Source organism: Carboxylicivirga fragile (assembly GCF_050589805.1).
In the GTDB taxonomy this organism is placed as follows: domain Bacteria; phylum Bacteroidota; class Bacteroidia; order Bacteroidales; family Marinilabiliaceae; genus Carboxylicivirga; species Carboxylicivirga fragile.
The window spans coordinates 1-21,987 of record NZ_JBNGOY010000053.1 but is presented as its reverse complement, the minus strand read 5'-3'; the positions used below and the strand labels follow the sequence as shown (position 1 = coordinate 21,987).

At 37.7% G+C, this 21,987-nt stretch carries 16 protein-coding genes; 8 read left to right on the top strand and 8 right to left on the bottom strand.

Annotation, left to right across the window (positions count from 1 at the left end):
* The first annotated feature begins 103 nt into the window (after window positions 1-103).
* Together ACRD7B_RS19085 and ACRD7B_RS19080 are read left to right on the top strand one after the other, a co-directional pair.
* Entirely contained in the window at window positions 104-1,153 is a 1,050-nt protein-coding gene (locus ACRD7B_RS19085; protein WP_430826236.1) for a nucleoid-associated protein, read from the top strand.
* Between the two features lie 78 nt (window positions 1,154-1,231).
* Complete coding sequence (locus ACRD7B_RS19080) at window positions 1,232-2,134, top strand: endonuclease/exonuclease/phosphatase family protein (RefSeq protein WP_430826235.1); 903 nt, start codon at window positions 1,232-1,234, stop codon at window positions 2,132-2,134.
* Between the two features lie 3 nt (window positions 2,135-2,137).
* Here the strand turns inward: ACRD7B_RS19080 and ACRD7B_RS19075 are convergent, their stop codons facing one another.
* From ACRD7B_RS19075 to ACRD7B_RS19065, 3 genes are all read right to left on the bottom strand, one after another.
* Window positions 2,138-2,905, bottom strand: a complete 768-nt coding sequence (locus tag ACRD7B_RS19075) for a creatininase family protein (protein ID WP_430826234.1) — start codon at window positions 2,903-2,905, stop codon at window positions 2,138-2,140.
* A gap of 87 nt (window positions 2,906-2,992) precedes the next feature.
* On the bottom strand, window positions 2,993-5,416 hold the full coding sequence (locus ACRD7B_RS19070; protein WP_430826233.1) for an alpha/beta hydrolase family protein: 2,424 nt from the start codon (window positions 5,414-5,416) through the stop codon (window positions 2,993-2,995).
* A gap of 135 nt (window positions 5,417-5,551) precedes the next feature.
* Window positions 5,552-8,356, bottom strand: coding sequence for a SprB repeat-containing protein (locus ACRD7B_RS19065; RefSeq protein ID WP_430826232.1), 2,805 nt, complete (start codon window positions 8,354-8,356; stop codon window positions 5,552-5,554).
* Window positions 8,357-8,540: 184 nt separating this feature from the next.
* Here ACRD7B_RS19065 and ACRD7B_RS19060 point away from each other — a divergent pair, with 184 nt between their 5' ends.
* Genes ACRD7B_RS19060 through menB form a run of 3 tightly spaced genes read left to right on the top strand, consistent with a single transcriptional unit; the run spans window position 8,541 to window position 12,158 of the window.
* A complete protein-coding gene (locus ACRD7B_RS19060; RefSeq protein ID WP_430826231.1) occupies window positions 8,541-9,656 on the top strand; it encodes an isochorismate synthase in 1,116 nt (371 codons plus the stop codon).
* Entirely contained in the window at window positions 9,649-11,340 is a 1,692-nt protein-coding gene (gene menD, locus ACRD7B_RS19055; protein WP_430826230.1) for a 2-succinyl-5-enolpyruvyl-6-hydroxy-3-cyclohexene-1-carboxylic-acid synthase, read from the top strand. Before ACRD7B_RS19060 ends, menD begins: the two co-directional genes overlap by 8 nt.
* Window positions 11,337-12,158, top strand: coding sequence for a 1,4-dihydroxy-2-naphthoyl-CoA synthase (gene menB, locus ACRD7B_RS19050; RefSeq protein ID WP_430826229.1), 822 nt, complete (start codon window positions 11,337-11,339; stop codon window positions 12,156-12,158). The genes menD and menB overlap by 4 nt, the downstream gene beginning before the upstream one ends.
* A gap of 244 nt (window positions 12,159-12,402) precedes the next feature.
* Here the strand turns inward: menB and ACRD7B_RS19045 are convergent, their stop codons facing one another.
* The 3 genes from ACRD7B_RS19045 to ACRD7B_RS19035 all read right to left on the bottom strand — a co-directional run bounded on the left by ACRD7B_RS19045 (window position 12,403) and on the right by ACRD7B_RS19035 (window position 16,464).
* Complete coding sequence (locus ACRD7B_RS19045) at window positions 12,403-13,107, bottom strand: DUF4377 domain-containing protein (protein WP_430826228.1); 705 nt, start codon at window positions 13,105-13,107, stop codon at window positions 12,403-12,405.
* A gap of 136 nt (window positions 13,108-13,243) precedes the next feature.
* On the bottom strand, window positions 13,244-15,634 hold the full coding sequence (locus ACRD7B_RS19040) for a polysaccharide biosynthesis tyrosine autokinase (RefSeq protein WP_430826227.1): 2,391 nt from the start codon (window positions 15,632-15,634) through the stop codon (window positions 13,244-13,246).
* Between the two features lie 8 nt (window positions 15,635-15,642).
* Entirely contained in the window at window positions 15,643-16,464 is an 822-nt protein-coding gene (locus ACRD7B_RS19035; protein ID WP_430826226.1) for a polysaccharide biosynthesis/export family protein, read from the bottom strand.
* 232 nt (window positions 16,465-16,696) lie between these two features.
* On the opposite strand from ACRD7B_RS19035, the gene ACRD7B_RS19030 reads away from it, so the two are divergent.
* The 3 genes from ACRD7B_RS19030 to gnd all read left to right on the top strand — a co-directional run bounded on the left by ACRD7B_RS19030 (window position 16,697) and on the right by gnd (window position 20,496).
* On the top strand, window positions 16,697-16,888 hold the full coding sequence (locus ACRD7B_RS19030; RefSeq protein WP_430826225.1) for a hypothetical protein: 192 nt from the start codon (window positions 16,697-16,699) through the stop codon (window positions 16,886-16,888).
* A gap of 523 nt (window positions 16,889-17,411) precedes the next feature.
* Window positions 17,412-18,527: a glycosyltransferase family 4 protein gene (locus ACRD7B_RS19025; protein ID WP_430826224.1), complete on the top strand. Its 1,116-nt coding sequence runs from the start codon at window positions 17,412-17,414 to the stop codon at window positions 18,525-18,527.
* A gap of 514 nt (window positions 18,528-19,041) precedes the next feature.
* Window positions 19,042-20,496, top strand: coding sequence for a decarboxylating NADP(+)-dependent phosphogluconate dehydrogenase (gnd, locus tag ACRD7B_RS19020; RefSeq protein ID WP_430826223.1), 1,455 nt, complete (start codon window positions 19,042-19,044; stop codon window positions 20,494-20,496).
* Window positions 20,497-20,840: 344 nt separating this feature from the next.
* On the opposite strand, the gene ACRD7B_RS19015 is transcribed toward gnd, so the two are convergent.
* Window positions 20,841-20,966: a hypothetical protein gene (locus ACRD7B_RS19015; RefSeq protein ID WP_430826222.1), complete on the bottom strand. Its 126-nt coding sequence runs from the start codon at window positions 20,964-20,966 to the stop codon at window positions 20,841-20,843.
* A 94-nt stretch (window positions 20,967-21,060) separates the two neighbouring features.
* A complete protein-coding gene (locus tag ACRD7B_RS19010) occupies window positions 21,061-21,846 on the bottom strand; it encodes a Fic family protein (protein WP_430826221.1) in 786 nt (261 codons plus the stop codon).
* Between the last annotated feature and the right edge of the window lie 141 nt (window positions 21,847-21,987).

Here is a 21,987-nt window from a genome sequence, read left to right as displayed (position 1 = left end):
TATTAAGGTATTAAAAAAGCAGTTGTTTTAACAACTGCTTTTTTATGCAACAATTTATTGGATTGATGTATATTTGCCGTGAATATTAAAAATGCATTCTGCAATGATTGATTTTACACAAAGCAGCATAAATAACATAGTAGTTCACCAGATTGGTTGTCGTGCCGAAGGTGAAGAGTTGAAGTTATCAAAATCCGAAGTTCTACTTCAGGACGAAGAAATGATTACTGAGGTATTAAAACAATATTTTTTCAAACCTTTCAAGACGGAAGCCTATTTTAATTTTCATCATGAAGAAGGCCTTGAAAATAATACCATGTTCCCTATAGTTGGGCAAGTATTTGAAAATCCGTCTAGTTTTTTTGATGCTTCCTTAAGTATTGCCAATCATTTGTTTGAACAATCGAATCATCCAAAAATAAAGGGTGGAGAGTTTTATCAGGTGTCGTTCAGTAATATAGTTGTGGATGGTGAAGTAGTAGATGCTCTCGGTATATTTAAATCGGAGAATAAGGATACTTTCCTGAAAGTAATGATGCGTAATCAGAATTTTGAATTGGGAGCACAGGAAGGTATTAATATTAAAAAACTGGATAAGGGCTGTTTAATATTCAATACGGAGAAAGAGTTAGGATTTAAGATTTGCTCCGTTGATAATATTAATAAGGGTAACGAAGCGCAATTTTGGTTTCAGGATTTCCTAGGATTACGCCCTCGTGAGGATAATTATTATTTCACAAATAATTACCTGCAATTATGTAAAGGTTTTGTTGGTGAGGTTTTTAATGAAGATAATGATGTGGCACGCCCCGATCAGGTGGACATGCTTAATCGCTCCATTGAGTACTTTAATAAGAATGCCAACTTTGATGAAAAAGATTTTGAGAAGGAAGTAATTCGTCAACCCGATGTTGTGGATGCCTTTCAAGAATATAAAAGCTTTTTTGAATCGGATAAGAATATGCCACTTCAAGATTCATTCGATATTTCAAAGGATGCGGTTCGTACCGAGAAGAAACATTTTAAATCGGTATTGAAACTCGATAAGAATTTCCATGTTTATGTGCATGGTAAGAGACAATACATTGAGAAAGGATTTGATGGCGATCGTGGCCTTAAATTTTACAAATTATATTTTGAAGCAGAAGAGTAAAGTGCTCTATATAGTTTGATTTGTGTGATAATTGTTTAATATTTGCGACCAATAGGTCTAATGATATTATAAGGTAGTATGAAGCAGCAAATTTACATTTCGATTTTTACGGCTCTTTGTTTGATATTCACCTCTTGTGAAAAAGAAGATGAGCAAGCAGTAAACTGGAAATATGATTTTAGTGGATGCGTGCCTGCTACTAGTTCTTCTGCATTAGAGGTCGTTACTTTCAATATTGAGCAGTTTAGAAATAGTAACTATCATGACTATAAAATGTCAGAACGGCTGCCTTATATTGCAAGTTTAATAGGGCAATTAGATGCGGATGTTATTGCCTTACAAGAAATGGGAAGTGAATATTGGGTTTCACGCTTAGCTGATGAGCTTCCAGGATGGGAAAGTGTATTTACGCCAGAATCTTCCGGGTCGCTTTCTTTGGCATATTTGTATAAGACTTCAGAAATTGAAGTAGTCGAGGAAGAAACCGAGGCTATTTTAGATGATTGGTATGCTTTTCCTCGTTCTCCATTTAAAATTAAAGTAAAACATCATGGATCTGGTTTGGAGGTTTTTTTAATTAATAATCACCTGAAGTGTTGTAGTGGGTACGAAAATGAAGGCCGAAGAAGGGATGCTTCTGAGCAGTTGAGAGATTATATTGATACTAATTTAAACGATGAGCGAGTAATTGTTTTAGGAGATCTGAATGATGATATAAGCGATGTTTATTCTTATGACAATGTTTTTTGGAACTTTGTTGAAGATGCAAATAATTATCGTTTTGCTGACATCGAAATCGCTTTGGGATCAAGTGCCAATTTCTCTTACCCGGGCTGGCCTAGTCACATCGATCATATACTAATTACCAATGAGTTGTTTGATAATCATCAAAGTAGCACAACCATTAAACCTTCCGCTTGTCAAAAAGATTTCTTGAAGAAGGGAAGTGATCATCGACCAGTAATGGCCGTATTTAAATAGTTCTTAATATTTATAAAAATCATCTTTGGCGGTATTGGCCAATTCAATAAAGAAGTTGCTCATAAGCTGACAAACATCGTTGAAATACTTTTCGCCTTTCTCAGCGCTCGCATAGTGAGGGTTTCCAATGCCAGTATCGTTGCTTACTTTGGTCCATTCGCGTTCGGCCCAAGCCCACGACTCATTTAAAGCATGCACTCTGAATTTTTTATGCTGACCATTACCCGCTTCGCTCAAAGGAAGTACCAATTCAGGATAGAGATACATCATTAAACTAGTCTCCATTTCGTCGGCATGTTGCCCCGCGTGATCAAAGTAGTTTTTGTGGTTAAGCGCTTCAAACCAATTGCAAGTACAGATTAATTGATCAGGAAATGAGTGTCCCACCTCTCTGGTGATCGATTTAAAATCGTTTCCTCCGTGACCGTTGAAGAGTAAGAGTTTTTTAACACCATGCTTAAACAGAGATTGTGCTACATCTTTAATAATAGCTGCTTGGGTAGAAGGCATCATGTTGATAACGTATGGTATATCTGTTTGTCCGGTATTGACACCATATGGAATAGGTGGTAATACAAGTACTGAAGCTCCTTTGTCGTTGGCTATTTGTGCCGATTGTTTAACAATCACATTTGCTTGAAAATTATCCGTTCCATAAGGCAGATGAAAGTTGTGAGCTTCGGTGGCTCCCCATGGAAGGATGGCTAATTCATATTGGTGATTTTTCAAGTTTTTATAATGAAGCTCCTCAAGTTGTGTTGATAGTGGCATGTTATGATTATTTTAGGATGAGATTTGTCGGTATTACTCATCGGATGACTTTTAAAAAACATTGTGAGTCACCCGATGAGTTTTGCTCTACTTTTTATTTTTAACGTATTTTTCAAGCCATTGATCTTGCTCCCATAACATATGAAGAACTGATTCGCGCGCTCTGTAACCATGGCTTTCTGATGGTAGCATCACTAACCTTACCGTTGCACCAAGGCCTTTTAAAGCGTTAAAATAACGCTCACTTTGCATTGGGTAGGTACCTGAGTTATTATCCTCAATTCCATGAATTAATAACAAAGGATGTTTCATCTTCTCAGCGTTCATAAATGGAGACATGGTATTGTAAATGCCGGGTGCTTCCCAATAATTACGTTCTTCACTTTGAAATCCAAACGGTGTAAGCGTTCTGTTATAAGCACCACTACGTGCAATACCTGCAGCAAATAAATCGGAGTGAGAAAGAAGATTAGCTGTCATGAATGCGCCGTATGAATGCCCGCCAACAGCAACTCTGTTTCTATCAATGTAACCTTGCTCATCCAAATAGTCGATGGCAGCCTTTGCATTACCGACCAATTGAGGAATAAAACTATCGTTTGGTTCAGTTTCACCTTCTCCAACAATTGGGAAGGCTGCATCATCCAATACGGCATATCCCTTCATGACCCAAAATACTGGTGAACCATACCAAGGGTAAATAAATTCATTGGCAGAGCTTGTTACTTGTGAAGCACTTTTTTTGTCTTTGAACTCATAAGGATAGGCCCACATAATGAGTGGCAACTTTTCCTTCTTTTCAAAATCGTAATCAGCCGGTAGGTATAAAGTGCCATTTAGGTCAAGACCATCTTCACGTTTATAGTTAACCATTTCTTTGTGAATGCCAGCAATGCTTTTAAATGGATTCTCGAAGTTGGTAATAGCCTGCGGTGCTTTCCTTGATTTAATGTTGCGTAGGTAGTAGTTAGGGTAATCCGTTGGAGATTGAATTCTTGTAATAATCTTCCCTTTCTTAACATCAATTACTTTGGATATTGTTTCTAACTTATCGGTATTATCAGCCTGAAATAAGCGGTTCTTAGCTTTTGTTTTCAGATTCATTTTATCGATGAACGGCTTTTGACCTTCCGCAGAATAGCCATCACCTTCAAGGTAAACATAGTTTTTGTCTATGACCAATACATGTCTGTTAAGGGAATTTTTAGCCGTAACAAACGAACCCGGATCAGCATACTTATCCTGGTAATTTCTGTCAAATAGAATTTCAGGTTTCTGATCTGCATTTGAAGGATTAAACAGGTAAGTCTTTACATTACGTGTGTTCCACCAGTAATCATAGGCTATTGCCTTATTGTCATCGCCCCAGATAATACCACTAAAGCGATTGATAACTTTTAGGATAGAACGTGGCTCACCAGTAAATGGCGCTGGCCATTCAAAAACTTCATCGCGATAATCAACTTTTACTTCAGGATCTCCATTGTCAAGAACTTCAGCAAAATATAGAGTTGCTGGTTTGTCATTTCGCCAGCCGAAATCTCTACGCCCTGTTCTTTCTGCCATAAATCCTTGAGGTAGATCTTCGATTAAGGGAATATCAACTAATGTTTTTACTTTTTCACCCTTCTTATTCATTAATACATATTCTGTTGTAAAACGAGTATAAGGTACCAGATAAGAATAAGGTTGTTTTGTAATACCTACAATTGCGTAATTTCCATCAGGTGAAAAGTTTATATTTCGATAAATAGCTTTGGGAGCCCAAAGTGTAGAAGAGCCATCAAGTCCGATGATGTTTAACTCTGATTGAGCCAGTAATGTGAAGTTAGTTTCATCCGTCTTATCTTTCAATAAATCTTGATAAGTTCTGTTTTGGGCTTTTTTGCCCTCATTAACAGATACAACCGGACCAGTTGGAATCGCTGTGCTTTTATCAATTAATGGCTTGCGATTCTCTGGGAGGGTTTTAGCAATCAGACCCGAATTATCCTTAAGCCAAGTGAAAGGTGTACCTCTTAAATTGCCATTGATGATATCAGATGTTAGCTTTTTAGCTTTTAGAGTAGCCAGCTCAATCATCCAAAGCTCAGTTCCAGCAAGGGTGGTATTTGTAAAAGCCAATTTGCTTTGATCGGGCGACCAACTAATGTTAGCAATTCGTGGGTTTTCTGGTAAGCCTTTTACTTGTGCAGGTTCAGTTTCACCATTTTTTAAAACTTTAAAGTTGTTTACAAACCTTGTTCTCGACGACATGTTTGTATTAGGATTGGTACGAATACCAGCCAGCTTCATTTCTTTTTCCGATAATTCTCCAATGCTTTTGTATTGATTACGATACATCAATATAATAATGGAGGCGTCATTGTTAGTTGAGGTAGAGGGAGGTAATGGAACATCGGCCAGTTCTAAGATTTCTTGAGAAGGTAGTTGGTAATTAACATCCACCTGAGCGAAATTGCTATTGTAGAAGGCAATTAACAGCAATGCAATACTTGTAATTTTGTACATGTGTTTAGATTAAATTAAAGTTGTTTTTGTTTATTAAAGGTGTATTCAAGGTAGAAGTATTTTTTCTAATAAACAATAATAACAAAAAAAGAGCTACCATCAGTAGCTCTTTAATTCAAGTATGTTGTTTGCTTGTTATCTTATTTGTAGTAGTTTTCCTTGTTTTATTTCATCACTATAGATCAGGTGATAAAAGAAAATATTAGAAGATGAATTGTCAGGCTTGAAGTTAAATTGATATTTTACATCTTTCTGCACTTCGCCTTTAAAAAGTTGTTCCATTAGGTTACCCTGAATGTCATAGATGTTCAGTTCCACATGTTCATTATCGGTAGGGGTGAATTCAATTTGAGCCATGTCCGTAAAAGGATTTGGAAAGCTATTTATTTCAGGCAGCTCTGCAATATTAGCATCAAAATAGATAGTATCATATGACACGCATTGGGCTGCCTTGTAAGCTACAACAAATGATGTCTGAGCTTCGTTACTATTGCAAATTGTAAAGCTGAGTTCAAATTGATTTTTGTCTTTTTTGCCGAAGTTAGCAATGTCGTCAAGTTTAAAACCATAAATGCCTGTGGTTGGATCTTTAGAATTTTGTTCAGTTTTCCAGCCTTTAGAATTATAAATATCAGACATATTACCTTCTTCAATTTGAACGGTAAGGTGCGACAAGTCGTATCGGCACGAACCATCTGTTTTGATAACAGCTTCATATTTAAAACATTCATTATCTAATGAGCTTATATAAAGATTCTCCCATGTATAACAGATTTCGCAATCATCTTTGGGATCATCCGGATCAATAGGCTCTTTAATATCATCTTCACTACATGCAGTTGTAAGTGTATCAATTACTGTACATCCATCCGAACTAATACCTTTGGCTATAAAGGTCGCCTGGTTACTTCCAGATGAAAAGAGGGCATAGTCAATATTTGTTTCCTCAAAGGCCCAATCATTGTTCGTACTTTCCACCAACCACTCCGTATTTACTACGTTAATTGTTTCCGCATTTAGAATATTATTAAACGAACTACAAAGGATGGTCGCATCTTGCATAGTAAGTTTAAGCGATGGAAGTAAAATTTCATTAATGTTAACTTCATGTGTAGCCGAACAGTTTTTACTATCTGTTATTTCGAGCGTATAGGTACCTGGTGTTAAGTCAGTGCGATTGGCACTTGTTACACCGTCTGACCAATAATAGATATAGGGAGCAGTACCTGAGGAGATAGTGACGTAAACAGTGCCAAACTCCGATTGTTGACAGCTGGGCTGGGTTACGGTTATGTTACTCTCTAATTCTGCTTTATTTCGAGTGACGAGTATGCTGTCAGTCTTTTCGCAGCCATTAATATCAACGACAGAAAAGGTGTAATAGCCTTCTTTATCAACTTGTAGATTATTTTCTGTTTCTATCTGATTGTAATAATAAGTGTAAGGGCTTGTTCCTCCTGATGCAGAGAGGTTTATTTTAATTATCGAATCTGCTTCGTTACATGAGCTTCGGTTGAAGATGGCCTGTAGTTTTATTTCATTTGGTTCTTTAATTTGTACATACTTGCGGAAGCTGCATCCCATTGAATCCCTTACCTCTGCATAATACCAGCCAGCATTTAGGTTTTCAATAGTTAGTGTCGTATCTCCAGTGCTCCATTTTACTTCATAGGGTTCTGTTCCTTCACTAATGCTTAGTGTTGAAGAGCCGGTAGATTCGCCATTGCAAACAGGTTGAATAGTACTTGTGGTAACAGATAGTCGTTCTAAAATGACGTACCCATATTTTTCTATTTCACAACCCATGGCATCTCGGATTAGAACTTTGTGAGAACCACTATCCAGATTTTTACTTGTATTGCTTGTATCTCCATTTGCCCATAAATAGGTATAAGGTTCGGTACCTCCAGTAGCATTAACCGTCAATTCACCAAATCCATTTTCGTAGCACTTTAGTACGTCAGTTGATACTGTTGCACGTAAGGAAGTTAATTTTTTGAGTGAATAATTATAAGTCTTTGAACAATCTTTCGAATCCGTAACAATTAATGAATAGGTGCCACTTCCCAGTTGATCAATGTCTTTCGTGGTAGCGCCATTATTCCACTCATAGCTGTATGGTGGAGTGCCTCCTTCGGTTATAGTCTGTATTGCACCATCATTGGCATTACAGTTGGTATGTGTAATGGTAGAATTTGTAATTATTTCAGGTGCTTGGATTAATTCGCTTGATAGATTGATGCTTTTACCTGCCGCATCATTTATTGTTACTTCGTAAGAACCAGCGTTTAGCTTATCAAGATCTTCAGTGGTGTCTCCTGTGTTCCAAAGAAAGTTGTACGGTGGTGTACCCTCAGTGATCGTTACATTGATGTGCCCATCATTTGAGCCATAACAAGTAGGGTTAAAACTCTCTATCTGAGCCTCTAGATTACTATTGTCTATTTCAATGGTATCAATAAATACGCATGTGGCTGCTTTATAAGCTACACGGAAATCTTCATTCTTAATCAGTCTTATGCAATCAGCGTTATCTGAGCAAATGGTATATGTCAATCTGAAACTTCCCGTAGCTCCATTTTCTCCGAAATTTGCAATGTCATCCACTTTTATACCTTGTATTCCTGTAGTGGGATCAGTACTATTTAGTTCCATAAGCCAGTTACCACTGTTTGAAGCCTCACTCACTGTTCCACATGGTATTTCGGCTGTAAAGTGCGATAGGGCATAGTTGCAATTGGATGCATTGACTTCCAATTCAATTGTAATGCATTCATCAACTTGCTCCATAGATATAAGCTCGGTAGTAAAGCAGTTGATACAATCACCACCAGTTTCTTCGGCAAAGCTTGGTAAGAAGCAATTAAAAACAACAATTAATAGCAGTAAATTGTATTTACTACAATTAATCCAGTTTGAATTTTGTTGTGTAAAATTCATAATAACGTATTTGGGTGTATGCTTTTTACCTGTTTATCATCAAAAAGGTTTCATTCGTCAGGTAAAAAGAGCTTTTTGTGTAGATGGATTGATTTTTTTTGTAGGTGTTAATTGTTAAAAGCAGGCGTAGAAAGGTATGCCCGAAGAGGTAGAATTGTTATCTTTGTTTTAAGAAAGAAGGAAAGTGAAAGACGAGAAAATAAAGACAATCAATATACAGAAAATAAAGGATCACTGCGATTCAGTCGTTCTTTATCGTTTGCCTTTTCAGAAAGAATCAAAAATTCTTTTGGGAAAGAGTAGGGTGTTGGTGAACGGGATTTGTGATAGTGATTTAAATCAGAAGGGTTTTGTGTTTAATCCCTTTGCAAAATCAAAGGGGAAGTGCTTCTTCATTGATAGTGTTTTTGAAGAAGTTTATTCGTCGGTGTTATTGAAACGATTTGATTCGGAGATTAAAAGGCTTTTAACAATTCAGGAGTCTGGTGGTAAGCTTTCTGAGCAGGATTTTGATAGCTACTCCGATCAATTTAAAAAGATGTATGAGGCTTTATCCGAGGGAACTCTTGATAAGGTAATACTATCTCGATTGAAAAAAGAAGACGGTCTTTCTTCATCCAGTATAATTCCCTTATTCGAATCCCTTTGTGAGATGTATCCACATGCTTTTGTGTATGTTATCAATTCCCCTATTTCGGGACTTTGGATAGGGGCGGGACCCGAACTTTTGTTGAAACAAGAAGGTGGGCAACTACAAACAGTTTCTTTAGCCGGAACTTTACCAAATAGCGATGAGCTGGAATGGGGTGAGAAGGAGCTTAAAGAGCAAGCCTTAGTGACAGACTACATGAAAGATAAGCTGAAGAATATTGGCATTGAGTCATATCGTGAAGAGGGGCCTTATTCGATGAAAGCTGGTCAGGTACAACATTTAAGAACAGATTTTTCTTTTGCCAAAGAACAATTGAAAACTAATACTTCTGATTTGCTTTATCAATTACATCCAACTCCAGCGGTTTGTGGTATGCCTAAAGAAAAAGCTAAGCTATTAATAAGCGAATGCGAAAATTACGATAGGGAGTATTATTCCGGTTTTTTAGGCCCAATAAATTATGATGAGTTTGCTTTTTTTGTAAATATTCGTTGTCTCAAATTATTTAAGGAAAGTGCTGTGTTATATGTAGGTGGAGGACTTACAAAGGGCAGTGAGTTACAAAAAGAATGGGATGAGACTGAATTGAAAGCGCAAACGCTATTGTCTGTTATGAAAAATATGAGAAATTTGCAGACTTATGAGTAAAGCAGTTTCAGAAAAAAGAGTTGTTAAGACTTTAGTAGATATTTGTTTGGCTGAGGGTTTAAGGGAAGTAGTTATTTCGCCAGGATCGCGAAATGCGCCTTTAACCATTACCTTTGCTGCTCAACCCGAATTTAATTGTTTCAGTATAGTTGATGAGCGTAGCGCTGGTTTTTTTGCCTTGGGCATTGCTCAGCAAACCAAACGACCTGTTGCATTGGTATGTACCAGTGGTTCCGCACTGTTGAATTATGCACCAGCACTGGCAGAGGCTTATTATCAGCAAATTCCCTTGGTGGTTATTAGTGCCGATCGTCCCATGGAATGGATCGATCAAGGTGATGGGCAGACCATTCGACAAATAGGAGCACTGGATAATGTGGTTAAGTATTCTTGTAATTTACCCTCTTATCTGGAAGAGAATAGTTGGTATGTAAACCGATTGGTTAGTGAAGCTTTTTATCATTGCCAACATCCTAAAGCAGGACCGGTGCATATTAATCTACCTCTACGCGAACCATTATATGGAAAAACGGTTCATCCAAAATCGGAAGGCAAGTTAATTCAACAAGTGGCAAGTGAATACCATCTGCCAGAAACCGCCATTGCTGAATTAAGTACGACCTGGAATAAGAGTGATGCCATTTTAATAATAGCTGGTTTACAAACGCCTAATGAAGCATTAAATAAGGTGCTTAATCAATTGGCAGAGATGGAGCAGGTAGTTGTGCTTAGCGAAACAATATCAAATGTCAGCGGAGATCAGTTTGTTGCTGGTATTGATAAGGTGATGTCTACAATTACCGAAGAGGAAGTTCATTTTTATAAGCCTAAGTTGCTCATAACCATGGATGGGGCTGTTGTTTCGAAAATGGTGAAGACTTTCTTAAGATCGTACCCAGCCAAATACCATTGGCACTTGAGTGGGGTTAATCGTCATTTGGATACCTACAAGCAACTATCTACCTCTATTGAAGCCGAGCCAGCACAATTTTTTGAGCAATTATTGCCGAGCATAGAAAGTGTTAAGAGCAGATATAAAATAACATGGTTATCACGAGCTGAAAGGTCTGAGAAGCATCATGCCGAATACTTGTCAAAAGTTAAATGGAGTGACTTAAAAGTGTTTGACTGCCTAAAACAGAAATTGCCTCATAACTGGCAATTACAGTGGGGAAATAGTTCTGCTATTCGTTATGCGCAGTTATTTGAAAGTTTTCATCAGCTTGAGTCCTATTGTAACCGTGGTACCAGTGGCATTGATGGAAGCACCAGTACGGCCGTTGGCGCTGCTTATATAAGTGAAAAGCCTACTTTATTGGTGACAGGAGATTTATCCTTTTTATACGATAGTAATGGTTTATGGAACAATTACCTTAAACCAAATTTGCGAATATTAGTAGTGAATAATGGGGGAGGTGGAATATTCCGCTTTATTCCCGGGCCATCTGATACCGATGAGTTAGAGACTTATTTTGAAGCAAAACATCAGTTAAACGTCAAACCTTTGGCTGAGATGTACGGCTTGGATTATTTATGTGCCGAGGATGAGGAGCAATTAAATGTAGGTTTAGATAGCCTTTTTGCAGAAAGTGATAAAGCCATTATATTAGAAGTAAAAACACCTGGCAAAGATAATGCGGGTGTGCTGAAATCTTATTTTAAACGTTTAAAAGAAGAATTATGAGCCAATTACAATGGACTTCAGTAAAGGAGTACGAAGATATTAAATTTGAATTTGCAGAAGGAATAGCAAAAATTACCATTAATCGACCAAAGGTATACAATGCTTTTCGACCGAAGACTGTTAATGAATTAATTGAGGCATTTGATGTTTGTCGTGAGCGTCAGGATGTGGGTGTGATAGTGCTTACAGGGGCTGGTGATAAAGCTTTCTGTTCAGGTGGAGATCAAAATGTAAAGGGACATGGTGGTTATATCGATGATGATGGTATACCTCGCCTTAATGTTCTGGATTTACACAAACGCATTCGTTCCATGCCTAAACCTGTTGTGGCTATGGTGAATGGTTATGCCATTGGAGGAGGCCATGTATTACATGTGGTATGTGATTTAACAGTTGCTTCAGAAAATGCCATATTTGGCCAAAGTGGTCCTAAAGTTGGTAGTTTCGATGGCGGATTTGGTTCGTCTTATTTGGCGCGTCACGTTGGCCAGAAAAAAGCGCGTGAGATTTGGTTCTTATGTAAGCAATACTCTGCAAAAGAGGCCGAAGATATGGGCTTGGTTAATACGGTTGTTCCATTTGATGAGTTAGAAGCTACAACTATTGAATGGTGTAAAACGATGATGCAGCGCAGCCCTATGGCACTTCGTATGATTAAACGTGGATTAAACGCTGAATTGGATGGACAAACAGGTATAATGGAAATGGCTGGTGATGCTACCTTAATGTTCTATCTGATGGAAGAAGCTCAAGAAGGACGTAATGCCTTTTTAGAAAAAAGAGATCCTGATTTTCAGCAGTTTCCTAAGTTTCCGTAGAGTTTTTTAGGATGCTGGAGCTTATAACAGTCCCGGGTATCGGGATAGGATGTTTAATGATTAGTAATTAAAGATGAAGAATTAAAGCCCCGATCCCGATCCCGATCCCGATAGCTATCGGGACTATCGGGGAGAGAATAAAGTATAAGTTATCCTTGGATTATGTAAGGAACGATAATAATAATGCGATCTCTATTTGCAAATTGCTAATAGAGATTGCATCCTTAATTTTTTAAAGTTACTATTAATCCATTCTTCTGGCTTCGATCAATATTTGATTATTGGCCAGTAGGAGTAGAGTGTTATTGAATCGATAGAACGTTTCTGTTCGTTGAAGGGCTTCTAAGAATTCTTCTTCAATTTTACTAAAGTCACATTGCTTGTTGGTAATGGTAAGTTGCGAAATGCTAAACTTATTGCTGCCATCTTCAGCTTTTAATTGAGCACTGTATGAATTGCAACCGGCTTCACCCATTATTTTTAGTTTTTGCGTATTGATTTCTATTGATTGAAATACCTTACTTGGTCTGGTGGATTGGCCATTGAGAGCTACAATACCCCAGATATCGTAGATGCTAATTAAATCTTGCCTTACTTTTCGTTGATCTTTTATTTCCATCAATTCGTATCTGATGTTGGAAGCATCGGCAGGAGGGTTGTCCATAGGAGATTCTTTTACTTTTAGTATGTAGGTATAGCCCGCTTGGTGACTAAATCCATCGATATTATCGTAGAAAAAGTTCCATTTTGCATCAATGTTGTGTTTTACTAGTAAACAGCTTTGTTCACTAACACCTGTGCAATTTACTTTGTAAGGTGCAACGTAATAGGTCTTGGCAACCTCAGTTGTAAGTATTCTGCTAGAACTTGTATTTTTCTTTGTGATTGAGCAAGCAACAAAAATAATAAGCATTATAAGTGCAATGCTTTTAGTGTGTATTCTTACCATGTTGTATCGTTATAAGAAACAATCAATTTACTCAATATTTATTTGTGTTACAACACAAAGGAGCGGCTCTTTTGCCAAACGCATAGAAAGAGCCGCTCCTTAATCCTTAATCTCTAATCCTTAATCAATAATTATTTTAATCCTCATAATACCCTTGTCCATATCTATATCCATAGCCGTAACCATAGTTATAGGAGTAGGCGTATCTACCTTTCTTCACGTTTACATCGTTTAGAAGAATGCCAACATTTGTTATGCCTTCGTCTTGTATGTTTTTCAAGGTGTGACCGAGTATCTTTTTTATGGTATGATTTTGACGCACCAAGAAAACTAAAGTGTCGGTGTGGCGAGCCAGTAAATAAGGGTCAGATACTATACCCATAGGTGGGGTATCTAATATGATGGTATCGAACTCTTCTTTCAGCTTGTTGATTAATTCTTTTGTTTTTTCTGAGCTTACGAGCTCTGATGGGTTAGGGGGGATGTCTCCTGTGGGTATAATGGTAAGATTTTCCTGACCCGACATCATTTTAATTTCATCATATTCAGCTTGCCCAATGAGGTAGTTGGAAATTCCCATTTGACCATTGCTTTCAATTAATTTATTCAAACCAGGTTTACGTAAGTCAAAGCCCAAAAGTACAGTTCGTTTGCCGCTTATTGCCAGGGCAGCCGCCATATTCATCGCACAAAAGGTTTTTCCTTCACCAGGCATGGATGAGGTTACTCCAATAACAGGGCAGGCTTTTCCTTCATTCATAAAATCAAGGCGCGTTCTCACACGACGGAAAGTTTCGGTGATGACTGATTTAGGATGATGACGCACTACATTGCTTTCTTCCTTTGTATTATGAAGGATCTGACCTAGAATTGGTAATGATGTAATTTGTTCAACGTCTTCGTGATCTATTATTTTGTTGTTTAAAATTTGACGAAGTCCAATAAAAGCCAATGGTAGAATAAGCCCAACTAAGAAAGCTTTTTTTCGATCTCCAGCTGCATTAGGTGATATTTGACCATTGTGTTTAGCTGCTTCAAGTACTTGATGGTCGGGTGTGTTAGAGGCCTTTTGAATCTGTGATTCTGATCGCTTGCGAAGCAGAAAGGTATATACTTCGTTACTTAATTCAAACTTACGTTCTATGCCCAATAAGCGTCGCTCAGTTTCAGGAAGTTGATAAAGTTCCTGTTCCCTATCTGCCTTGTTTTCATTGATGCGTTGCACTGTGCGGTCAATTATTTCGAGTTGGCTATTAATTGTTTTAAGAAGGGTCATGGTTGCAATACTGATCTGATTTTCAAGATCCTTATTGGCTGGATTTAGTACTTCGCTATATGATTCGCGCAGCCCCATTCTTTGGCTGTTCAATTCCATTATTTGCCTGATCTGATCATTGAGTAAACCGTTATCGGTTTGGTATAGGGCCGGGGCAATTACTTCGTTGGCACTTAAGTCTTGACTGAAGTATTCTTTTAAATAAAGAAAGTAGCGACGCGTAATTTCGTGTTGAGCCAGCTGCTGCTCCATGTCCTGCAAGCCTGTAAATAAGTAATCTGCTTTAGCTGAGACACTTTGTATGCGGTTGTTGGTTCGAAATTGACTAAGTTGCGAGCCCGTTGTGTGTAAGGTGTCAGATATAACCGTTAATTGCTCTTCAATAAATTTAATGGTGTTGGTAGCAATTTGGTTCTTCTGAGCCAGGTTATTAGCAATAAATACTTCAGCCAGTTTATTAAGAAAGGTAATGTTTTTAGCTCGGTTAGTTCCACTTAAAGAAACTCTAACGATGGAGGATGTTTCGTTGGTGCGATAGGCACGTAATTTACTTTTGTAAGTAGCCGCTATGCTACCGGGATGATTAAAAAGGAAATATAATTCCTGATCACTATTAAATGAATTATATCGATTAGTAATGGTAAAAGAAGCCCAGGCTGTAGTAACCTTCTCGCCAAATTTATAAACTTGTTCAAAAGCTAAATTAGAAACTTTGGGACCTCGTCTTTTATTTTTATAAATATAGGTACTGGCTGTTTCGGTATTAACACTTAATTTATATTCATCTTTACTGATGTAGGTGATGTTAATGGGTGTGTTTAATAGCTGTGGGTGAATCGAATCAAATTCGACCCAATAACTCGGATTGTCGTAAATCTCGGTTTCTTTAAGATGCCCGCTAATAAAGTAGGAGACGTGAAAATCCAGTTGGTCGATGGTGCGTTGTACAATGTCCCAGGATGTTAGGATGGCCATTTGGTTTTCTACATTCTGTTGCCCGGGCGTCAAACCAAAACCTTCCATCATATTGGTTTGCGTCCCCTTTTCTCCACGCTCTTCAAGTAATAATGAAATGGAGGCACCGTAAACAGGTACGATATACCTGTGCATCATATACACGCTAAGAATACTAATTGGCAAGGTAATGGCAAAGATCCACCAGTAACGCAATAAATCATGCAGAAACCGTTTGGGATCAATGTTGAAGAATGAACCTTGAATATTGGTAGATTGATTGGTAGTTGAAGGCATTCTTATGATTATTTAATAAGCGTAGATAAGGTTAGGTATAAGGCTAGCGCAGCACTAAGCATGCCTAAGGAAAATGATTCGCCAATGCCAAATTGTTTCGCTTTCATTGGGCGTACATACAACATGTCGTTCGGATAGATGTAATAATACTCCGAGTTGATCAGGTTTTTATCTGTTAGATCAACTATGTGAGTAACCGCGCCATTCTCTGTTTGCCGCATAATACTAAGTTGTTTGATCTTTCCGAATGGTGTTGTGCCTCCAGCCAGGGCAACGGCCTCAAATATGGTGACCTGCTCTTTGTTCATATTAATCACCCCCTGGCTCCTGAATTCGCCCAAGGCTGTGAAAGTGTTCGATGCTAACTTGAAGGTGAGGTTATATTCTTTTAAGTAGGGCTTTAGTGCCTCTTGTACCTTTGCTTTTCCCATCTTAACATTACATCCTTTCAGGTTGATATCACCAACATAGGGGAAATCAATGTTCATCTGGTCATCAATCTGGTAATAGAAAAAGTTTTGATTCTGTTGTGTGTTTGCCGTTCCAGATCTAGTTTGATTAAAGAACTCTGAGATTTTCGGATCCGGTGTGGTTACATTAATGAATAAATAATCGTTGGCTTGTAAGATGTATTTATCGGTGATGCTTTCAAGTTCATCAAAAGGATTTTTATAGTTCTTATCACCCTCCATATCTTGAAGAAGAACAATCTCCTTTTGCGGAATGCAGCTATAAAAACTTAGTAATAACAGAAGCATAAAACTAAAACGTCGGATTTGCCCTAAGATAGTCTTGCAATGAAAGCGATTCATGTATTTATATTTATTCATTTCTTTGCTTAAATAATGTGTTGTAGGTGAGCTGTTTGTTGAAAAATGTAATAATTCATATTTCAATTAGCCTACATAAACGAATTGATAACATTCAAAAATAGCTATTTCTTTAGTTATATGAAGTATTATTTAACGATTTTGAATTTCTAGGTCTAGCAAACGTTTGGATGGGGATGGGTATTGTATGTCCTAATACCTCACCTCGATCCTCTCCTGAAGGAGTGGAAGTGTGCAACTTGGGGTAGAAAGTTGGTTGAAATGGTTTAATGCTAAGCGTTTAAAATGGAAAAACGGGCTGAAAGCCCAATTGACTTCAGCCCAAGGTATCGCCTTGGACAATAATATAATGTGGGAAAACGCCCTGAAAGGGCAGTTTAGATCGTATTATGCCGATTGGGGTTGTGATAATGAAATATATTAATTAGGCTCTTCGTTTTGGTTATCTTCCCTTTCAGGGCGCAGGATCAAGTGCGTGAGGTATACCCATGCGTAGCATGGGCTTGAATTAATTAGCCCTTTCAGGGCAAATATTGTTAGATGGATATTACCAATTTGTGACGTAATACCTCACCTCAATCCTTCCTGAAGGAGAGGAAGTGTGCAACTTGAAGCGAATGCTGGTTGAAATAGCTTGCTACTATGTGTTTAAAATGAATACCGGGCTGAAAGCCCAATTCACTTTAGCTCGAGGCATCGCCTTGGGCAATAATGGTAATAGGGGTAATCGCCCTGAAAGGGCAGCTTATTTAATATTATGAAATATACAATTCAAGGATGATGTTGCTGTTCGACTAAGCCTTTGAACCATCGGATCTTTGCTCACTATTGCTAAAAAATCGACTTTAATTACAAACAAAATTAATGATGTTGCGTACATTGTGTGTGCGGGATAATAGTTTCTTGAAAGTGTTTTTGTAATTTTGCATTTGTATTTAATTAGTTTTATGAACGATTATACCATTCGTCTATTAGTTCCGTTTGCTTCATTTTTATCATTCTTGTTGGTATTTCTTTCTATACCAACCATCTTAAGGGTGGCGCGAATGAAAAACCTGTTTGATGAACCAAATAAAAGAACTGTACATCGCATTAAGATTCCTACCTTGGGAGGAATCGCCATTTTTATAGGTTTCATCTTTACTTATACACTTTTTGTTGATTGGTTTGAGTTTCCACATATCCCTTTTTTAACACCTGCACTCATCATTATTTTTGCCATTGGTATTAAAGATGATATTTTAGCTACGGCACCAATGGTGAAGCTGGCTGGTCAGTTGTTAGCTGCCATTATTATTGTTGGATTAGGTGGTTTGATGTTAACGGACTTTCATGGTTTCTTTGGTATTAATCCCAATGCATTTTGGAGTGTGATGTTTACTATTTTCAGCATCATCTTTATAGTTAATGGTTTTAACCTCATTGATGGGATTGATGGTTTAGCTGCTATTACTGGTATTATTAGTCTGCTCTCCTTTGGAACCTGGTTTTTTATCAATAATCAATTTCATATTCCTGTTTTAGTGGCCGCTTTAGTTGGTGGCTTACTGGCCTTTTCATATTATAATATTTTCTCCAGACGTCAGAAAATTTTTATGGGTGATACAGGTTCACTTATTCTAGGTTTCTTGGTGGCAGTGGTTGCAATTACCTTTAGTGAATTTAATAGTAAGTCTAATGTTACTCAGCAGGTTTATCAGATGAACAGTGCTCCTGCTGTTGCTTTATCAATACTAATTGTGCCAGTGATTGATACCATCCGTGTTTTCTTCTTAAGGGTATCACAAGGTAACTCGCCTTTTACAGCTGACAAAAACCACATCCACCATCGTATGTTGGCTCTCGGTTTTACACATTTGCAAATAAGTCTCATTATCGGTGGTGTCAATATCGCCTTTGTGATTTTAGGTTTTAGCTTGTGTAACTTGGGTATGCTTAAGTTGACTATCTTGGTTTTATCCCTGGGTATGTTTGTGGCCTATATTCCTTCCCTGGTTTTGTATTATAAAAAACGCCATTTGATTAAACGTTTAAAACGCATTCAAAGGCATACGCGGTATTAGGATGCTGGAGCATACGACAGTTCCTAGTATCGGAATGATGGTTTGAAAATGAGTCAATTTGCTAATTTGGAGATGGTTCAATTTGGAGCTTAATGAATGTTGGAATTTAACCGAGGATCATTGCTCACTGTTCACTGAATAAGGATTACTGATGAGCTGGTAGGTATTAGGTGTTTGTTGTTAGGTGTTAGGTGTTAGGTGTTTGTTGTTAGGTGTTAGGTGTTAGGATTGCGAAAATCTATAAAGAGATATGTTGAATTGAAGAATATTTACCTCCACGAGCTTAGCCTGGCTCAGCTTCCAGCTCGAATAATTAAATTAGATGTGAACGTAAACTTTTAGCTACACTACTTGTTTCATTTTATTATACCATTTGAACTATGTGGCCTTCTTATTCCTTGATCCCTATAATCATTTGTATTGGGGTTATTGTTATGTCAATTTAAAAGTATCAACTACCTTTGGATTGCAAAGTGTCACATTATTTAAGAAAAAAGTAAAAACTACATATATCATGCAAAAGTTATCAGATATAGGATTGATTGGTCTGGCAGTAATGGGAGAGAATTTAGTGCTAAACATGGAAAGTAAGGGTTTTCAAGTTTCTGTATTTAATCGTTCGACATCAAAGGTGGATGATTTTTTGGCCGCCCGCGCAAAGGGAAAAAATATTATGGGTACGCATTCTCTAAAAGAATTGGTTGATTCATTGGAACGACCACGAAAAGTAATGATGATGATTAAGGCGGGTGGAGCAGTGGATGCTACCATTGATGCACTCGTTCCTTTACTGGACAAGGGTGATGTGATAATTGATGGAGGCAACACCCACTACCCTGATACTGAACGACGTGTTAAATTGGTAGAAAGTAAAGGTCTACTTTATGTTGGTTCTGGTGTGTCAGGTGGTGAAGAAGGTGCTTTATTGGGGCCTTCGATTATGCCAGGAGGATCAAAGCAGGCGTGGCCTCTTGTTCAACCAATCTTTCAGGCCATTGCTGCTAAAGTGGAAGATGGCACGCCATGTTGTGACTGGGTTGGTGAAAGTGGAGCCGGTCATTTCGTAAAGATGGTACATAACGGTATTGAATACGGTGATATGCAATTGATCACTGAAGCTTATCATATCATGAAAGACTTGTTGGGCTTATCGGCTGATGAGATGCACGAGGTATTTAAGGAATGGAATACGCAGGAACTGGATTCTTATCTGACGGAGATTACTCGCGACATCATGGCTTTTAAGGATGAGGATGGCTCACCTCTGGTTGAGAAAATTTTAGATAAAGCAGGTCAAAAAGGTACTGGTAAATGGACGGGCATTACGGCCTTAGACCTTGGAGTACCTTTGACATTAATTGGCGAAGCTGTATTCTCACGCTGTTTATCGTCTGTAAAGGATGAACGAGTTGAAGCATCAAAGCTATTAAGTGGACCTAAGCTTGAGTTTAAAGGCGATAAGAAACAATTTATTAGTGATATTAAGGATGCCTTGTACGCCGCAAAAATTGTCTCATATGCCCAGGGCTATGCACTCATGAAAACAGCAGCAGATGAATTTGCATGGGATCTGAATTATGGGGGTATTGCTCTAATGTGGCGAGGTGGCTGTATTATTCGTTCGGCCTTTTTAGGTAAAATTAAGGAGGCCTATGATAAGGAGCCTAAGTTAACAAACTTATTGCTGGATCCTTATTTTATAGAGACAGTTAATAATGCACAAGCCGGATGGAGAAGAGTTATTGCAGCGGCTGTAACAAATGGTATACCTGTGCCTGCTATTTCCACAGCCTTAAGTTATTTTGATGGATACAGAAGTGAGCAATTGCCTGCTAACTTATTACAAGCGCAACGTGATTATTTTGGAGCACATACCTATGAGCGAGTAGATAAACCGCGTGGTGAGTTTTTCCATACCAACTGGACTGGACGCGGAGGGGATACGGCGAGTACGACTTATAATGTGTAGTTAGGTGCTGGTTGTTAGGTGCTTGGTGTTAGGGATTAGCTTGATTATTGATTAACGATAATGAATTAAGGATTAACGATAAAAGATTAAGGATTAATTGATGCTGGAGTTTACAACAGTCCCGAGAATTGGGATGGCGATGTGCTAATTTGAAGATTCGATTTTCGAAGCGAATACTGAGCTTGTCGAAGTATGTCGAAATGTTTAGATGTACGATGTTTAGTTGAGTGATTAGTGATTAATTGTTAATGATTAATGGACGATGATAATAAGATTACGGATTATTGATTAGAGATTAGTTGATATGACAAATTTTATAATGGAATAATTTGAACTTAAGGGTTTTATTCAAGTTCACCTGTATTAAATTTCTTAAAATACGACAAGAGGCTATTGAAAGTGAGGTAGCCATCTTTTTTCTTTTTGTTGATACGTATGGCGGTACTTAGAAAAAGTACTATCGATTTCATATCGGTACAACCATTTATTGCTAATTTTCCTTTCTATATAACAGGGCGGATGAGTCGAATGAAATCAAAGGGAAAAGGGAAATGCTTACCCTGTTTAAAACAGAAGAGTAAAGTCTTTATTCTTTTTTTTGTATTTTTCAATTTCTGCCACGTAGAACTTAATCTGCTGTGAGGCAATAAAAGTTCTAAATATATTTGGATCTTGTTGTTTCTCGGTTTCATTTAAGGCATCAATGTACTCAGCTCTATCTTCAGTGAATATTTTTATGAGTGGTTCTTTATTAAAAAGCTGAATATAATTCATTAGAAGGCGAGAAGTACGGCCATTACCATCGCCAAAGGGATGAATATTGACTAAGTTGTAATGAACATCAGCAGCTAGTTTTAGACAATCATTGCCGGATAATCCCTTCAAACTCTTATTGCTTGCTTCAACGAGTTGGCTTAATAAGGATTCAACCTTTTTATAGTCGGGAAAATATTTTTGGTCGACATAAACCTGTGCCAAGCGTAAGTCGCCATGGGCGGTATTAAAGGAGCCTGCCATGGAATTTGCTTCACCACCCGTGTTTTTCATGACTTGAGCAGCAATGGCTTGAATAAATTCGATGGATATCTTCTGTTGTTTCTGCGCAGATTCTTTAACGAAGCGAAAAGCCTGATAATGGTCTTTCACCATTAAATGATCGCTTAGCGGTTTGCCTTTAGCCGTTATGTCTTTTTCTAATAGTACTTTGGTATCACTCTCACTCAAGGAGCAGCCTTCAATCTTTGTGGAATGGTAAACAATCGAAATCATAGCAAATTTCTCATAGTCAATTACCTCATGGAGGTTTAAGTCTATGTATTGCTTTCGTAATTGGTCTAGTTTATTCCACATAATACAAAGATAATGTAAAATATTTTAGAAGATATTGGATTCTTATATTGTCGACTTCCCTTTTTTAGGACATGTTAAAAGTAGACTTTTTTCTTTTTTCTCAAAACCAATTTTCAAAAGCTCTTTTAGTAAGGCTGAATG

What these genes read in the sequence shown, in the direction of transcription:
- ACRD7B_RS19070 (WP_430826233.1), bottom strand. Translation starts at nt 5,416, where the DNA reads ATGTACAAAATTACAAGTATTGCATTGCTGTTAATTGCCTTCTACAAT.
- ACRD7B_RS19045 (WP_430826228.1), bottom strand. Translation starts at nt 13,107, where the DNA reads ATGGTAAGAATACACACTAAAAGCATTGCACTTATAATGCTTATTATT.
- ACRD7B_RS19035 (WP_430826226.1), bottom strand. Translation starts at nt 16,464, where the DNA reads ATGAATAAATATAAATACATGAATCGCTTTCATTGCAAGACTATCTTA.
- ACRD7B_RS19025 (WP_430826224.1), top strand. Translation starts at nt 17,412, where the DNA reads ATGAACGATTATACCATTCGTCTATTAGTTCCGTTTGCTTCATTTTTA.
- ACRD7B_RS19010 (WP_430826221.1), bottom strand. Translation starts at nt 21,846, where the DNA reads ATGTGGAATAAACTAGACCAATTACGAAAGCAATACATAGACTTAAAC.
- ACRD7B_RS19075 (WP_430826234.1), bottom strand. Translation starts at nt 2,905, where the DNA reads ATGCCACTATCAACACAACTTGAGGAGCTTCATTATAAAAACTTGAAA.
- ACRD7B_RS19040 (WP_430826227.1), bottom strand. Translation starts at nt 15,634, where the DNA reads ATGCCTTCAACTACCAATCAATCTACCAATATTCAAGGTTCATTCTTC.
- menD (WP_430826230.1), top strand. Translation starts at nt 9,649, where the DNA reads ATGAGTAAAGCAGTTTCAGAAAAAAGAGTTGTTAAGACTTTAGTAGAT.
- ACRD7B_RS19080 (WP_430826235.1), top strand. Translation starts at nt 1,232, where the DNA reads ATGAAGCAGCAAATTTACATTTCGATTTTTACGGCTCTTTGTTTGATA.
- ACRD7B_RS19085 (WP_430826236.1), top strand. Translation starts at nt 104, where the DNA reads ATGATTGATTTTACACAAAGCAGCATAAATAACATAGTAGTTCACCAG.
- gnd (WP_430826223.1), top strand. Translation starts at nt 19,042, where the DNA reads ATGCAAAAGTTATCAGATATAGGATTGATTGGTCTGGCAGTAATGGGA.
- menB (WP_430826229.1), top strand. Translation starts at nt 11,337, where the DNA reads ATGAGCCAATTACAATGGACTTCAGTAAAGGAGTACGAAGATATTAAA.
- ACRD7B_RS19065 (WP_430826232.1), bottom strand. Translation starts at nt 8,356, where the DNA reads ATGAATTTTACACAACAAAATTCAAACTGGATTAATTGTAGTAAATAC.
- ACRD7B_RS19015 (WP_430826222.1), bottom strand. Translation starts at nt 20,966, where the DNA reads ATGAAATCGATAGTACTTTTTCTAAGTACCGCCATACGTATCAACAAA.